14 protein-coding genes are annotated in these 14,145 nt (G+C 60.0%); 11 read left to right on the top strand and 3 right to left on the bottom strand.

Annotation, left to right across the window (positions count from 1 at the left end; genetic code table 11):
* Window positions 1–234 precede the first annotated feature (234 nt).
* The 8 genes from AC1PPK_RS23725 (at window position 235) to AC1PPK_RS23690 (ending at window position 8,815) form a co-directional block, all read left to right on the top strand.
* Window positions 235–792: a DUF2889 domain-containing protein gene (locus tag AC1PPK_RS23725; RefSeq protein ID WP_481115441.1), complete on the top strand. Its 558-nt coding sequence runs from the start codon at window positions 235–237 to the stop codon at window positions 790–792.
* A gap of 285 nt (window positions 793–1,077) precedes the next feature.
* On the top strand, window positions 1,078–2,238 hold the full coding sequence (gene sucC / locus AC1PPK_RS23720) for an ADP-forming succinate--CoA ligase subunit beta (RefSeq protein WP_481115440.1): 1,161 nt from the start codon (window positions 1,078–1,080) through the stop codon (window positions 2,236–2,238).
* A gap of 11 nt (window positions 2,239–2,249) precedes the next feature.
* Window positions 2,250–3,143 (top strand): succinate--CoA ligase subunit alpha, encoded by an 894-nt coding sequence (gene sucD / locus AC1PPK_RS23715; protein WP_481115439.1) that lies wholly within the window; start codon window positions 2,250–2,252, stop codon window positions 3,141–3,143.
* A gap of 93 nt (window positions 3,144–3,236) precedes the next feature.
* Window positions 3,237–3,935: a TerC family protein gene (locus AC1PPK_RS23710; protein ID WP_481115438.1), complete on the top strand. Its 699-nt coding sequence runs from the start codon at window positions 3,237–3,239 to the stop codon at window positions 3,933–3,935.
* A gap of 23 nt (window positions 3,936–3,958) precedes the next feature.
* The gene (locus AC1PPK_RS23705; RefSeq protein ID WP_481115437.1) at window positions 3,959–4,738 is read left to right on the top strand and encodes a PP2C family protein-serine/threonine phosphatase; all 780 of its coding nucleotides are present in this window, start codon (window positions 3,959–3,961) and stop codon (window positions 4,736–4,738) included.
* Window positions 4,739–4,762: 24 nt separating this feature from the next.
* Window positions 4,763–5,443, top strand: a complete 681-nt coding sequence (locus tag AC1PPK_RS23700) for an FHA domain-containing protein (protein ID WP_481115436.1) — start codon at window positions 4,763–4,765, stop codon at window positions 5,441–5,443.
* A 142-nt stretch (window positions 5,444–5,585) separates the two neighbouring features.
* Window positions 5,586–6,356, top strand: coding sequence for a 3',5'-cyclic-nucleotide phosphodiesterase (locus AC1PPK_RS23695; protein WP_481115435.1), 771 nt, complete (start codon window positions 5,586–5,588; stop codon window positions 6,354–6,356).
* Window positions 6,357–6,457: 101 nt separating this feature from the next.
* Window positions 6,458–8,815, top strand: a complete 2,358-nt coding sequence (locus AC1PPK_RS23690; protein WP_481115434.1) for an ATPase, T2SS/T4P/T4SS family — start codon at window positions 6,458–6,460, stop codon at window positions 8,813–8,815.
* A 24-nt stretch (window positions 8,816–8,839) separates the two neighbouring features.
* On the opposite strand, the gene AC1PPK_RS23685 is transcribed toward AC1PPK_RS23690, so the two are convergent.
* Window positions 8,840–10,258 (bottom strand): N-acetylmuramoyl-L-alanine amidase, encoded by a 1,419-nt coding sequence (locus tag AC1PPK_RS23685; protein ID WP_481115433.1) that lies wholly within the window; start codon window positions 10,256–10,258, stop codon window positions 8,840–8,842.
* Window positions 10,222–10,731 (bottom strand): tRNA (adenosine(37)-N6)-threonylcarbamoyltransferase complex ATPase subunit type 1 TsaE, encoded by a 510-nt coding sequence (gene tsaE, locus AC1PPK_RS23680; protein ID WP_481118261.1) that lies wholly within the window; start codon window positions 10,729–10,731, stop codon window positions 10,222–10,224. Before tsaE ends, AC1PPK_RS23685 begins: the two co-directional genes overlap by 37 nt.
* Here tsaE and queG point away from each other — a divergent pair.
* The 3 genes from queG (at window position 10,714) to murI (ending at window position 13,473) form a co-directional block, all read left to right on the top strand.
* Window positions 10,714–11,811, top strand: coding sequence for a tRNA epoxyqueuosine(34) reductase QueG (gene queG, locus AC1PPK_RS23675; protein WP_481115432.1), 1,098 nt, complete (start codon window positions 10,714–10,716; stop codon window positions 11,809–11,811). The genes tsaE and queG overlap by 18 nt on opposite strands.
* 9 nt (window positions 11,812–11,820) lie before the next feature.
* Window positions 11,821–12,594: an N-acyl amino acid synthase FeeM domain-containing protein gene (locus tag AC1PPK_RS23670; RefSeq protein ID WP_481118260.1), complete on the top strand. Its 774-nt coding sequence runs from the start codon at window positions 11,821–11,823 to the stop codon at window positions 12,592–12,594.
* A gap of 69 nt (window positions 12,595–12,663) precedes the next feature.
* Window positions 12,664–13,473, top strand: coding sequence for a glutamate racemase (gene murI, locus AC1PPK_RS23665; RefSeq protein ID WP_481115431.1), 810 nt, complete (start codon window positions 12,664–12,666; stop codon window positions 13,471–13,473).
* Between the two features lie 56 nt (window positions 13,474–13,529).
* Here the strand turns inward: murI and AC1PPK_RS23660 are convergent, their stop codons facing one another.
* Window positions 13,530–14,081, bottom strand: coding sequence for a cob(I)yrinic acid a,c-diamide adenosyltransferase (locus tag AC1PPK_RS23660; RefSeq protein ID WP_481115430.1), 552 nt, complete (start codon window positions 14,079–14,081; stop codon window positions 13,530–13,532).
* Window positions 14,082–14,145 lie beyond the last annotated feature (64 nt).

Below are 14,145 nucleotides of genomic sequence, written 5' to 3'. Positions count from 1 at the left end.
TGCGCGCTGTTCATCAATGGAGACGGAGGCGATGGGATCGCGGTTGCTTTGTTGTGCGTTGCGGCATCCACCAGTGCGCCGCAGTCGATACAATATTCTAGTGAAGTTTGTCTGTAGGCGCGGTGCCTTGTTTTCCGCGAAACAAAGGCAAATGTTACGTGTCGTGAAATGGACCACGGATTTTCTTTCGGTCCATTTGCGCATTGTCCCTCGTCATTTTGTTTTTTGATTTCAATGCCGCTTTCCGAACCTGTTGTCCGGCGTCGTCGCGCCCATACCCGTAGCATCGAAGTCCAGGGCTTTTTGAGGGACGATGGCTTGTTCGACCTGGATGCTCGTCTGACCGACGCGAAGGATGCCGACTATCCGCTTGCGTCCGGCATCCGCAAGGCCGGCGATCCGGTGCATGACCTGTTCATCCGCGTCACCATCGATAGTTCTTTCGAGGTTGTCGATGTGGAGGCTCATTCCGAATGGGTGCCCTATCCAGGTGGTTGTGACACCATCGGGCCTGCATATCGGGCGCTGATCGGCCTGAATCTGGTGCGTGGCTTCCGCAAGGCTGTCAGCGAGATGTTCAGCGATGTGCGGGGATGCACCCATCTTACGGAATTGCTGGCATCCCTGCCGACCGCGGCGATCCAGACGATGGCCACCTTCCGGCGCGACACGGGAGAGGGCGACGACGGTGGCAAACCCTTCCAGCTCGACCGTTGCCATGCCCTCGAAACGACCTCTCAGACGGTGAAGCGCTATTACCCGCGCTGGTACCGCAAGTCCGATCCCGCATAGCCCGGAACTGCCGCCACTGTGCGGTGCAGCGTGAAAGCGGTTGTGCCCGAGGTTTCGTATATAATCGGTCGGTCCAAATACCGACATGTCAAGAAGCAGGTCGGCTGCGGATGGTTTTCCGGCCAGCCCGGCAGCATAAGCGGGCAGGGTGGAAAGCGGGGCGGTACATACGTTGGACGAGGGAGAACGGCGTATGTGTCGCGGGGTGCGTGCTGGCCCCGAAGAGTCCCATCAACCAAGCGTGAGCGGCCTTTATAAGGCCAAGACTTCGATCGAAGGGCAACCATGAAAATTCACGAATATCAGGGCAAACAAATCCTGAAGAAGTTCGGCGTAACGGTTCCGCGCGGTATTCACTGCACGACCGTGGACGACGCGGTCAAGGCAGCTGAAACCCTGGGCGGTAAGGTTTGGGTCGTCAAGGCCCAGATCCACGCCGGCGGGCGCGGCAAGGGCGGTGGCGTGAAAGTCGCCAAGTCCCTGGACGAAGTACGCCAGTACGCCGACCAGATCCTCGGCATGCAGCTGATCACCCATCAGACCGGCCCGGAAGGCCAGAAGGTGCGTAATCTGCTGATCGAGGAAGGCGCCGACATCAAGCACGAGTACTACGTTGCAGCGCTGACCGACCGCGCGACCCAGAAGGTTGCGATCATGGCCTCCTCAGAAGGCGGCATGGACATCGAGGAAGTTGCCCACAGCACCCCCGAGAAGATCATCAAGGTCTTCGTCGATCCGCTCACCGGTCTGACCGACGAGCAGGCGTTGACGCTGGCCAAGGGCATCGGCATTCCCGAAGGCTCCGTGGCCCAGGCCGTGGACACCTTCAAGAAGCTGTACACCACCTACATGGAAACCGACGCTTCGCTGGCGGAAATCAATCCGCTGATCCACGAAGGCGACGGCACCATCAAGGCTCTGGACGCCAAGTTCAACTTCGACTCCAACGCCCTGTACCGCCATCCCGAAATCGTCGAGATGCGTGACCTGGACGAAGAAGACGCGGACGAAATCGAAGCTTCCAAGTTCGATCTGGCCTACATCTCCCTGGACGGCAATATCGGCTGTCTGGTGAACGGCGCCGGTCTGGCGATGGCCACCATGGACACCATCAAGCTGTTCGGTGCCGAGCCGGCCAACTTCCTCGACGTGGGCGGCGGTGCCACCACCGAGAAGGTGACCGAAGCCTTCAAGATCATGCTCAAGAACCCCAAGGTCAAGGGCATTCTCGTCAACATCTTCGGCGGCATCATGCGCTGCGACACCATCGCCACCGGCGTGGTCACCGCGGCCAAGGAAGTGCACCTGTCCGTCCCGCTGGTCGTCCGCATGAAGGGCACCAACGAAGAGATCGGCAAGCAGATCCTGCGCGATTCGGGCCTCCCGATCATCGCGGCCGACACCATGGCCGAAGCGGCCCAGAAGATCGTCGACGCGGTCAAGTAAGGAGTTAGCGAATGTCCATCCTGATCAACAAAGACACCAAGGTCATCACCCAGGGCATCACCGGCAAGACCGGTCAGTTCCACACCGAGAAGTGCCAGGAGTATGCAAACGGCAAGGAATGCTTCGTTGCCGGTGTGAACCCCAAGAAGGCTGGCGAGAAGATCTTCGACATCCCCATCTACGCGTCCGTCAAGGAAGCGGCTGCCGAAACCGGCGCTACCGTGTCCGTGATCTACGTGCCGCCCGCAGGCGCGGCTGCCGCGATCTGGGAAGCTGTCGAGGCCGACCTGGATCTGGCAATCTGCATCACCGAAGGCATCCCCGTCCGCGACATGCTGGAAGTGCGCAACAAGATGAAGGCCAAGGAAGCTGCTGGCGGCAAGAAGACCCTGCTGCTGGGGCCGAACTGCCCCGGTCTCATCACCCCCGACGAAATCAAGATCGGCATCATGCCGGGCCACATCCACCGCAAGGGTCGTATCGGCGTGGTTTCCCGCTCCGGCACCCTGACCTACGAAGCCGTTGCCCAGCTGACCGAAATCGGTCTGGGTCAGTCTTCCGCCGTCGGTATCGGTGGTGACCCGATCAACGGTTTGAAGCACATCGACGTCATGCAGATGTTCAATGACGATCCGGATACCGACGCCGTCATCATGATCGGCGAAATCGGTGGCCCCGATGAAGCTGAAGCCGCCCAGTGGTGCAAGGCCAACATGAAGAAGCCGATCGTCGGCTTCATCGCCGGTGTGACTGCCCCCGCGGGCAAGCGCATGGGCCATGCTGGTGCGCTGATCTCCGGCGGTGCGGATACCGCTGATGCCAAGCTCGCCATCATGGAAGAGTGCGGCTTCAAAGTGACCCGCAACCCGTCCGAAATGGCCAAGTTGCTGAAGGCTATGCTGTAATCAGGTTTATAGCTTGACGCAGACCGCGCCCGTGGCTGACGCCCGGGCGCGGTTTTATTTTTAGTACCCTTCTTTCCATTGATTGAGTCTCACATGCCCGAGTTTCTGGTGCCGATGTTCTGGATTGGCTTGCTGCAGATCGTGGCTATCGATCTGGTGTTGTCCGGTGACAACGCGGTGGTGATTGCGTTGGCTTGCCGGCGCTTGCAGCCGGAACAGCGGAAGGTCGGTATCTTCTGGGGCGTGGCAGGGGCTGTTGGCCTACGAGTGGTGCTGACCGCGTTTGCGGCGAGCCTGCTCGGGCTGGCTTGGCTGAAACTGATCGGTGGGCTCGTGTTGCTGTGGATTGGCACCAAGTTGCTGCTGCCCGAGGATGATGGCAATCACGAGATCGACGCGGCGACCTCGGTCGCGGGAGCGGTGAAGACGATCATCTTGGCCGATTTCGTGATGAGTGTTGACAATGTGATCGGTGTAGCGGGGGCTGCGGGAGACAGCCTGGTGCTGTTGGGGCTCGGTCTGGCAGTGAGCATTCCGATCATCGTGTGGTCCAGCCAACTCATCATGAGGTGCATGGAGCGCTTTCCGTTGATCGTCACGCTCGGGGCGGCGCTACTGGGGTGGGTGGCAGGAGGCATGATCGTCGATGACCCGCTCTGGCGTTCCATCCTGGTCGATCGTCCCGCATGGTTGAGGCCAGTGGCGGGAGGCGTGGGGGCCTTGGTCGTGTTGGGGGTGGCCCGTTTGCTGCAAAAGCGCACAGAGAACGCTCCGGAGCGGCAGATTCTTTGAGGCGCATTGCCTAAACTTCGACCATGGATCAACAACAGTCTGTGCGTTGGCGCATGGCCATGCTTTCCCATGTTGGGCGTGTTCGCGTCCGGAATGAGGATTACGTCTGTTGTTCCGAGCGCCTGGGCCTTGCCGTACTGACCGATGGTATGGGGGGGCATGTAGGGGGGGCCGTGGCATCCCGCCTTGCTGCCGAGGCCTGGATGGCGTACATGCAGATGGTCGTGGCACAGGGGGCGGTCAATGAGGGCGAGCTGAGGGGAGCGGTTGCTGCTGCCAATCAGTCCGTGTTCGACGAGGCCCGGCGGGATCCGTTTCTGAGGCAGATGGGAACGACCTTGGCCGGGATCTGCCTGCCTGATTCCCGCGACCGCTTGCTGGCCTGTCATGTGGGGGATTCCCGCATCTACCGGTGGCGGAACGATGTACTCGATTGCCTGACCCGTGATCACAGCGTATTGCGGGAGCAATGCGACGCGGGCATGATTGATCCCCTTGCTCCCGGCCCCCTCGAGTTGCGTGGTCTGTTGACCCGGGCGGTTGGTGTGGCAGCCAGTGTCGAAGCGGATGTGGCTGATTTTCCGCTGCAGGATGGTGACATTTATCTCCTGTGCTCGGATGGGGTAACCGATATGCTTCCCGACTCTGAAATCGCGGATGTGCTGGGGGCGCTTGGTGGGGCTCCCCGATTGGCGGCAGAGCACCTCATCGATCTGGCGAATGATCGGGGGGGCGTGGATAATGTTTCGGTTGTCATTGCGTCGTCGCGCCGAGCAGGACGGCTCGGCACTGAACTTGATTGAGGCTGGTTGTAGATAGGAAGAGTGATGCCCAGGTTGATATTGAGCATGGATGGTCTGGTGTTGAAGGAGATGACTCTTGAAAAGGAGCGCACGACCATCGGCCGGAAACCGCACAACGACATCCAGATCGACAATCTGGCAATCAGCGGCGAGCATGCGGCGATCGTGACCATCCTCAATGACGCTTTTCTTGAGGACATGAACAGTACCAATGGCACCTATGTGAATGGGCAGCCAGTCAAGAAGCATGTCCTGAAGGACTGCGATGTTATCGAGTTGGGAAAGTACCGCTTGAAGTATCTTGTCGACAGTGCGTCCGGGGCTGAGCAGGGTGAGGCCGTGAGCTACGCTCAGGCTGCTGTGGCGACGGATGTGGGGTCTGCGTCGAATGCATCGGCGGATCTGACTTCCACCAATGCTGCCGCTCCGGTGGGGGCGCTGGGCATGCTGCAGATTCTCAGCGGAGCGCATGCGGGGCGCACGCTGGAATTGTCCAAATCCCTGACTACTCTTGGCAAGCCGGGTACCCAGGTTGCGGTGATTACCCGGCGTCCGCACGGTTATTTCATCACCCACGTCGAAGGGACTGTCTTCCCGCTTGTGAATGGCCGCGCCCTGGATGCCCAGGCGCATCGCCTGAACGACAATGACATCATTGAAATTGCCGGTGTCAAAATGGAGTTCTTTACGAAGAGCGCGACTTGACCGGGGGGCCCGGACTTGGCTGTGTTGATCCACTCGCGCCAGGGATGGCAGTGCGTAGCCCGGAGTTCATTGGAATTTTTCCGACTATTCGCGAGGGCTGGGCGACTGGCCGATCGCACTTGAGAGGTGCCGAGATATCAAGATGAAAGTAAGGGTTCTCGGGTGCAGCGGCGGGATTGGTGGGCGTAGTCAGCGTACTACCGCCCTGCTGGTGGATCATGATGTGCTGATTGACGCCGGTACGGGTGTTGGTGATCTGGAATTTGAAGAACTCCTGCGCATCGATCACGTCTTCGTGACACACGCCCATCTCGATCACATCGCGATGATCCCCTTGCTTGTCGACACGGTCGGTGACGCACGTTCGATGCCAATCGTCGTGCACGGCACCCCCGAGACGCTGCGTATTCTGCGTTCGCACATTTTCAACTGGCTGGTGTGGCCCGACTTTTCGTCGATTCCCGATCGTAGCAATCCGTTCCTGCGTTTCCAGGAAATGCGGGTTGGCGAGTCGGCGCGGATTGGAGGAGGGCGTGAGGTCGCGATGCTGCCGGCACTGCACACAGTGCCAGCGGTGGCTTATCAGTTGTCGGTGGATGGGCGCAGTCTGGTGTTCTCTGGCGATACGGCGTACTCGGATGCGCTGATTGCAGCCATCAACAAGATTCCCGATCTTCGGCATCTGATTGTCGAGACCGCTTTTCCCGACGAGCAACAAGATCTGGCACTGGCATCCCGTCATCTGTGTCCAAGCCTGCTGGCCTTGTTCCTGGAAAAGGTGAAGGCGAAGCCGGATGTATGGATTACCCACCTCAAGCCAAGTCGAGCACAGACGACGCTGCAGGAAATTACCGACAATTGCGGCCAATTCAAGCCGAAAGCGTTGTACAACGGTCTTGAAATCGAGGTCTGATTGCCGCGCCGTTGCGTCGAAGTTACCGGTTCGTCTCTGTGAGTGTTTCTTCAAGTCAAGCGGCTGTATGAAATGTTTCATTTTCCGGATATGACTTTTCCATGAGTAGCAGTGCTCTCAGCAGACCGAGCGGCCGTGATGTGGCCAGTCGCCTAGCCTTCTTCAAAGGTCTTCAGGCCGTCACCAACAGAGTTCATGCAACCGAGAACATCGACGAAATCATCTTCGAGCTCTCGTCGGAGATCTGTGCGCTGTTTGCTGCCGAGCGCATGACTATTTATGTGGTTGATGACAATCGCAGCACGATCTCATCGCGGATCAAGACCGGCTTGCAGACCATCCGTACGATCCGGCTGCCAATCGCCGAGAACAGTGTGGCCGGCTATGTGGCGCTGACAGGGAAAATGCTCAATATCGCCGATGCGTACGATGAACATGCGCTGAAGGCCATTTCGCCACGCATGGAGTTCCGGCGGGAAGTCGACGAGAGATCGGGTTATCGGTCCCATCAGATGCTGGTGGCGCCGATCCGGCAGGACGAAGGTGATGTGCTGGGGGTCATTCAGCTCATCAATAGCCGTAGTGGCGAAGCTTTTTCGTCCGTGGCGGAAGAAGGCATCCAGGGGCTTGGGCAGACGCTCGCGATAGCCTTTTCCCAACGTCGCCATGCGCTGACCCAGCCCAAGTCCAAATACGAGGGCTTGGTGCACGACTCGAAGCTGACGGCACAGGAACTCGAGACGGCAACCAGCCTTGCACGGGAGCGCGGCATTTCCATCGAGCAACTGCTCATTACCGATTACGGGGTCACGCTGGCCGACATCGGCAACGCGATTTCCCGTTTCTTCGGGGTGCCCTATGAGCCTTTCCGGCCAGACCGGGTCAAGCCCTTCGATCTGCTCCGTAACCTGAAGCGGGATTATGTGCAGCAGGTCGAGTGGTTGCCGTTGGAGGAGGGGGCGGATGGCTTGGTGGTGATGGTTACCGATCCCGAGCAGGCAACGGCCTCGCGGATGGTGCAGAACGTCTTTCCGAAGGCGGTGCCTGTCTTCCACGTGACCACGCACCTGGAGTTCATGCAGACTGTGGCCCAGTTGTTTGCGGCCGGAGCCGATGATGCATCGGTGACGGAGCTGCTGTCCGACATGGGGGAGGATGAAGGAGAAGGAGGCGTCTCCACCGATGATGCGTCGGCTGCCGCCGACAATGAGTTGGTCAAGCTCGTGAACCGGATCATCGTCGACGCCCATCGTCAGGGGGCGTCGGACATCCATATCGAGCCGCGGCCGGGTAAGGAAAAGACCCAGATCCGTTTCCGTAAGGACGGTTCGCTGGTCCCCTACATCGAGATTCCGGCCAGCTACCGGAGCCCGATCGTTACCCGCATCAAGATCATGTGTGATCTGGACATCTCCGAGCGTCGCAAGCCGCAGGACGGCAAGATCAGGTTCCGGCGTTTTGCGCCTCTCGATATTGAACTGCGGGTAGCGACGATTCCCACCGCCGGCGGCATGGAAGATGTGGTGATGCGATTGCTGGCCAATAGCGAACCGTTGCCGCTCGATAAGCTTGGGTTGCTGGAGAACAATTTCACCCGCCTTCAGCAGACGATCACCAAGCCCTATGGGATCTTCTTCGTCTGCGGCCCGACGGGGTCGGGCAAAACCACGACACTGCACTCCATTCTCGGTTCGATCAATACTCCGGACACCAAGATCTGGACGGCGGAGGATCCGGTGGAAATCACGCAGAAGGGCTTGCGTCAGGTGCAGGTGAACCGCAAGGCGGGGCTCGATTTCCCGACGGTGATGCGCTCCTTTCTGCGGGCCGACCCCGATGTGATCATGGTCGGTGAAATGCGTGACAAGGAGACGGTGTCCATCGGCCTGGAGGCCTCACTGACGGGCCATCTGGTGTTCAGCACCTTGCACACCAACAGTGCGCCGGAGTCGGTGGTGCGCCTGCTGGATATGGGCATGGATCCGTTCAATTTCTCCGACGCGCTACTGGGCGTGCTGGCTCAGCGCTTGGCCAAACGCCTGTGCGGAAAGTGCAAGCAGGCCTATCAGCCGGATGAGGCGGAGATACGTCACCTGCTCGACGAGTATTGCGAAGATCTGCGCCATACTGCCGCTTTCCAGGAGGACCCGGTGCGGGCGCGGGGCGATATTCTCAATGCCTGGCGCCAGCGCTACGCGGATGCGCAAGGACGGTTCATGCTGTATGCACCGGTCGGCTGCGAACATTGTACCGGAGGCTACAAGGGCCGCCTGGGCTTGCATGAGTTGATGGTCGGGACCGAGCGCGTCAAGGAGCTGATCCAGGAGCGCGCCCGGGTCGCCGTGCTGCTCGCCACTGCCCTCGAAGAAGGAATGCGGACGCTGCGCCAGGATGGCATCGAAAAGGTGCTGGACGGTCTGACCGACCTCAAGCAGGTGAGCAAGGTCTGCATTCGCTGACCTCGCCCACCTGCGCCCCCCCTCTCAATCGAGGCGGGCCAGCTTGGATTTGGCCATCGGCGGGTTCTTGGCGAAGTAGCGGCGCAACCCACGCAGGATCGCGTCGGCCATGCGGTCCTGGTAAGCCTCGTCGTTCAGCCTGGCCTCTTCGTCCGGGTTGGAGATGAAGGCGGTTTCCACCAGGATGGACGGAATGTCCGGGGCCTTCAGCACGGCGAAGCTTGCCTGTTCAACCTCGCCCTTGTGCAGGCGATTGATGTTGCCGAGCTCACCGAGGACTGCCTTGCCGACTTTCATGCTGTCGTTGAGGGCTGCCGTTTGGGACAGGTCGAGCAGCGTGCGTGCAAGGTGATCGTCCTTTACGCCCAGATTGACGCCACCGATCAGGTCGGCTGCGTTTTCCTTCTGGGCCAGCCAGCGCGCAGCCGTGCTCGATGCACCCTTTTCGGACAGCACGAATACCGAGCTGCCGCGGGCTGTCGGGCTGATGAATGCGTCGGCATGGATCGACACGAACAAATCGGCCTGCACCCGGCGGGCTTTGGCGACGCGCTGCTGCAACGGTACGAAATAGTCCGCGTCGCGGGTCAGCATGGCACGCATGTTGGGTTCTGCGTCGATCTTGGCTTTCAGCCGTTTTCCCACCGATAGCGTGACGTGCTTTTCGTAGCTGCCGGCAGCCCCGACGGCGCCGGGATCTTCGCCGCCGTGGCCGGGGTCAATGGTGATGGTGATCAGGCGACTGATGCTGCTATCTTCGTCCGCCGGCTTGGCCGCCGGGCGAGAGGCCTGCTGGGGGGGCTCGATGCTGGTCGGTTCGCGTTTCGGCGATGGTTCCGGCTTGCGGGTGACATCGATGGCCTTGCGCGGCTCTTCGGGTTTTTCCGGCTTCTGGGGCGGTGGCGCACCGCCGACGACGGCTTCTTCAGGGGTGATCTTTTCGAGTAACGCCAGCAGGGGGTCGACCGGTTCGGTTGGGTAGAGGTCGAGTACCAGGCGATGGCCGTATTCGCCGATCGGATTCAGTGTAAACACCTGTGGGCTGATTTCGGCCTTCAGTTCGATGACCAGCCGCACGACGCCAGGGCGGTTGCGCCCAGCTCGGATCAGCTGGATGTACGGATCCTGGCCAGTGATCTTAGTTGGCAGGGACTGGAGCACCTCGTTGAGTTCGACGCCCTCCAGGTCGACGACCAGCCGTTCCGGGCTGTGTACCAACTGGTGGGTAAAATTGAGGGCGTCACGGCTTTCCAGGGTGATGCGGGTGTAGTCCTTGGCCGGCCAGACCCGCACGGCCAGAACACTGCTCTGGGCGGCGCGGCCCAGTGGGCTGATCAACAGGAGGAGGCTGGCACCTGCGGAACCGATGAAGCGTCGACGCAGGTTGGCATCGACGCGCAGGGGAGTCAGTGGTGATGGGATGCGGCGAAACGTTCGAGACATGTGCGACCTTCTCCGCTCAACGGCCGAAATTCCAGAGTACGGCCGCCTTCGGCGGAAAGCTGCAGCTGAACTTCGAGGTCTGCTGCCGGAAGATAAGGGTTTGCGCGATCAGGCCACTCCACAATACGAATGCCGTCGCCTTCGAAGTATTCTTCCAGTCCTGCCTCGAGAAATTCCTCTGCATGGGTGAAACGATAAAAATCAAAGTGATATACGACAATTCTAGAATCTTTATACGGTTCGACCAAGGTATATGTTGGGCTTTTTACCTTCCCGGTGAAGCCGAGGCCGCGTAGCAGACCGCGAGTGAGCGTCGTTTTGCCGGCCCCGAGGTCACCGCGTAGGACGATGGTCAGGCGTGAAGGAAGGGCTGTTGCCAGCTGTTCGCCAGCGGCAAGAGTGGCATCTTCATTGGCGAGGTACAGGCTCCCGAAGGGGGCGTTATCATGACTGGGATGAGCGTGGGACACGATAATCCTTTTGATGAGCGAGGTGATCTGGCATCTCTGACGTTGCAGATCAAGGACTGGGCACAAGCCCTGGGTTTTGATGAGGCGGGTGTTTCGGATGTCGATCTGACGCATGCAGAATCCGGCTTGGAAGACTGGCTTGCCGCCGGTTGCCATGGACAGATGGATTATATGTACAAACATGGAACCAAACGTTCCCGTCCGGCGGAACTGGTTCCTGGCACGCGGAGAGTCATTTCGGTGCGTATGTCGTACTGGCCCGTGGCCAAACCGGCTGCAGATGTATTGGCGGATCCGACCCTCGCTTACGTATCCCGTTACGCGCTTGGGCGTGACTACCACAAGGTGCTGCGCGGACGTCTGCAGAAGCTGGCGGACCGGATCGGTGCTGTGGTTCCCCACGGCCATCGGGTATTCGTGGATTCCGCGCCAGTGATGGAGGTCGCGCTGGCCGACAAGGCGGGCTTGGGCTGGCGGGGCAAGCACAGCTTGCTGCTGTCGCGGCGGGCCGGTTCATTCTTCTTTCTCGGTGAGATTTATACCGACCTGCCGCTACCGGTGGATCCACCAGTGGAAAGCCATTGTGGTAGTTGTTCCGCTTGCATTGCTGCATGCCCCACGGGGGCGATCATCGCGCCTTACCAGGTGGACGCTCGCCGCTGTATTTCCTACCTCACCATCGAGTTGAAAGAAGCCATTCCTATGGAATTTCGCCCGCTGCTCGGGAACCGGATTTACGGCTGCGACGATTGCCAGGTAGTATGTCCTTGGAATAGATTTGCCCGCGTCTCCGTCGAGGCTGAGTTTGCCCCGCGACATGGGCTTGATAATGCAAAACTGGTAGAGTTATTCCATTGGACAGAGAGGGATTTTGTCGAGCGTATGGCTGGTAGTCCGATATACCGTATAGGTTACGAGCGCTGGTCACGCAATCTGGCCGTTGCGTTGGGTAACGCACCTCGTGAAATAGCGGTGACGCAGGTCCTCGAGACTCGTCTCGGGGGAGCTTCTCCATTGCTTGCAGAACATATCCAGTGGGCTTTGCAACAACACGATGCACAGCCCCAGGATGCCGCGGTATAGTTGGTGACGATGTTCCGAAAACAGTCAAAACTTCCCGTACACGAAACTCCGGCTCCGCAAACTCTAGCGGAAGTTACCGCCATGGAGTCGTGGCGTTTCGATCCACTGTGCATCGCTGAAGACGATCCGAAGGTCGATGCGCCTAGCCACCGGCCGGACAAGTTCCGGATCAAGATGCTGATGCGTGACGGCGAGCGCCGCCGCGAAACCGAGCTTCTGATCCAGAAGCGTTATGCGTGGCGCGGTTACGGCCAGCTCGACTCCAAGGATGAGCCGAATCAGCTGACGATGAATGCTGAGCTGTTCGGTCGTGTCTATGCAACCCTCACGGTCAATGTCGACTCGCCTGCCGGGCTGGCGCTCGACAGCACCTATGGGGCCGAAGCCGCACGCCTGCGCGCGCAAGGGCGCAAGCTGTGCGAGTTCGGTCGATTTGCAATCGACCCGTCGGCTCGCTCCAAGCGCCTCATCGCCTCCCTGTTCAATCTGCTCTATGTCTATTCAGCGCGCGTCAAAGGCTGTACTGACATCCTCATCGAGATCAATCCGCGCCACCGGGATTTCTATGAAAAGATGCTGGAATTCAGGCAGTTGGGTGAGGAGCGTACGTGTGAACGTGTCAAGGCTCCGGCCCTTCTAATGCACATATCATGCGCCCGCATCGAGCAGCGGATGAAGGAAATCGGTGGGCGCTGGCGCGAGTTGCCGGATGAGAAGTCGATCTACAAGTTCGCCTTCACGCCTGAAGAAGAACTGGAAATGATTGAGCGCCTCAAGAACTGATTGATGAGGCCCCGCACCAGCAGGGGCCGGCTGGCGTAGAATCCCGACTCCTCTTCCCCTCGCATTTTCATGTCTGATCCTGGCAAGCTGCCCATCGGCGTCTTCGACTCCGGTGTGGGTGGACTAACCGTGGTGCGAGCGCTTATGGAGCGCTTGCCCCTTGAGAACATCGTTTACTTCGGCGATACGGCCCGCGTTCCTTACGGTGTGAAGTCGGTGGCGACCATCGAGCACTTCACCGGGCAGATCACCGATTATCTGCTCGAGCAGGGCGTCAAGATGCTGATCATCGCCTGCAACACGATGGCGGCGGTGGCGGCTCAGGTGGTCAAGCAGAAAGCGGGTGGCATCCCGGTGCTCGATGTGATCGATGCGGGGGCCCGGGCGGCGGTCGCTGAGTCCCGCTCGCGGGCTATCGGTGTGATCGGTACGCCGACGACGGTCAACAGCAATGCCTACGCCCGGCGGATGCACGCCATGGACCCCAGCGTGCGCGTGTATTCCCAGGCCTGTCCGCTCTTCGTGCCGCTGGTCGAGGAGGGCTGGCTGGAGCACGAGGTCACCCGTCTGACGGCCCAGGAGTACCTCAAACCGGTACTGGCCGAGAACGTGGATACGCTGGTCCTCGGTTGCACCCATTACCCGCTGATCAAGCCCCTCCTGCAGGACGTGGTCGGGCCGGACGTGCATCTGGTCGATTCCGCCATCACCGTCGCCGAGCAGGCGGCACGCAGGCTGACCGAGATGGGGCTCGCCAATCCAGGCGACAGTCTGTCCACCTACCGCTATACCGTCACCGACATCCCGCTGCGCTTTCAGACCATCGGCGAACGCTTTCTCGGGCGTTCGCTGGGGCAGGTCCAGAAAGTGGACTGGTGAACAAGGGCGCTCATCCAAGTAAGAGAAAGGCTGCGTGATCCGCAGCCTTTCTCAATTTACGCGTTCTTGCGCTTCTGCCACAGCACGTCGCCGCGGCCGCCAGCGCGGTTGAGGACGCGGCCGAGCACGAAGAGCAAGTCGGACAAGCGGTTGAGGTACTGACGCGGTGCGTCGTTGACGGCTTCTTCCTGGGCCAGTGCGACGATCATCCGCTCGCCGCGGCGGCAGATGGTGCGGGCCTGGTGGGCGAGGGCGGCAGCGCGGGTGCCGCCGGGCAGAATGAAGTCCTTCAGCGGCTCGAGGTCGTCGTTGAAACGATCCAGTTCGTCTTCCAGGTATTGTACCTGCTTGGCGGTGATCATCTCCATGCCGGGGATGCACACTTCGCCGCCCAGATCGAAAAGATCGTGCTGCACATTGGTCAGCAGCGTGTGCACGTCGTCCGGCAATTCTTCGCACAGCAGTACGCCGATGGCGGCATTGACCTCGTCCACTTCACCGAGGGTGTGGATGCGAAGGCTGTTCTTGGAAACCCGGTTACCGTTGCCGAGGCCGGTGGTGCCGGCGTCGCCGGTGCGGGTGTAGATCTTGGACAGGCGGTGGCCCATTGTGCTGTCTCCTGAAGGAGTTGTGTTTTTGGAAGGCCGATTATAGCCAGCGGGGCCCGGCGGG

This window comes from Zoogloea sp. JDB1, from assembly GCF_056724025.1.
The sequence above is the reverse complement of the archived record's forward strand: the minus strand, read 5'-3'. Positions and strand labels throughout refer to the sequence as shown.

Bases quoted from the DNA above. Each gene is read 5' to 3' on its own strand.
- AC1PPK_RS23725 (WP_481115441.1), top strand. From the start codon at position 235: ATGCCGCTTTCCGAACCTGTTGTCCGGCGTCGTCGCGCCCATACCCGT.
- sucC (WP_481115440.1), top strand. From the start codon at position 1,078: ATGAAAATTCACGAATATCAGGGCAAACAAATCCTGAAGAAGTTCGGC.
- sucD (WP_481115439.1), top strand. From the start codon at position 2,250: ATGTCCATCCTGATCAACAAAGACACCAAGGTCATCACCCAGGGCATC.
- AC1PPK_RS23710 (WP_481115438.1), top strand. From the start codon at position 3,237: ATGCCCGAGTTTCTGGTGCCGATGTTCTGGATTGGCTTGCTGCAGATC.
- AC1PPK_RS23705 (WP_481115437.1), top strand. From the start codon at position 3,959: ATGGATCAACAACAGTCTGTGCGTTGGCGCATGGCCATGCTTTCCCAT.
- AC1PPK_RS23700 (WP_481115436.1), top strand. From the start codon at position 4,763: ATGCCCAGGTTGATATTGAGCATGGATGGTCTGGTGTTGAAGGAGATG.
- AC1PPK_RS23695 (WP_481115435.1), top strand. From the start codon at position 5,586: ATGAAAGTAAGGGTTCTCGGGTGCAGCGGCGGGATTGGTGGGCGTAGT.
- AC1PPK_RS23690 (WP_481115434.1), top strand. From the start codon at position 6,458: ATGAGTAGCAGTGCTCTCAGCAGACCGAGCGGCCGTGATGTGGCCAGT.
- AC1PPK_RS23685 (WP_481115433.1), bottom strand. From the start codon at position 10,258: ATGTCTCGAACGTTTCGCCGCATCCCATCACCACTGACTCCCCTGCGC.
- queG (WP_481115432.1), top strand. From the start codon at position 10,714: ATGAGCGTGGGACACGATAATCCTTTTGATGAGCGAGGTGATCTGGCA.
- AC1PPK_RS23670 (WP_481118260.1), top strand. From the start codon at position 11,821: ATGTTCCGAAAACAGTCAAAACTTCCCGTACACGAAACTCCGGCTCCG.
- murI (WP_481115431.1), top strand. From the start codon at position 12,664: ATGTCTGATCCTGGCAAGCTGCCCATCGGCGTCTTCGACTCCGGTGTG.
- AC1PPK_RS23660 (WP_481115430.1), bottom strand. From the start codon at position 14,081: ATGGGCCACCGCCTGTCCAAGATCTACACCCGCACCGGCGACGCCGGC.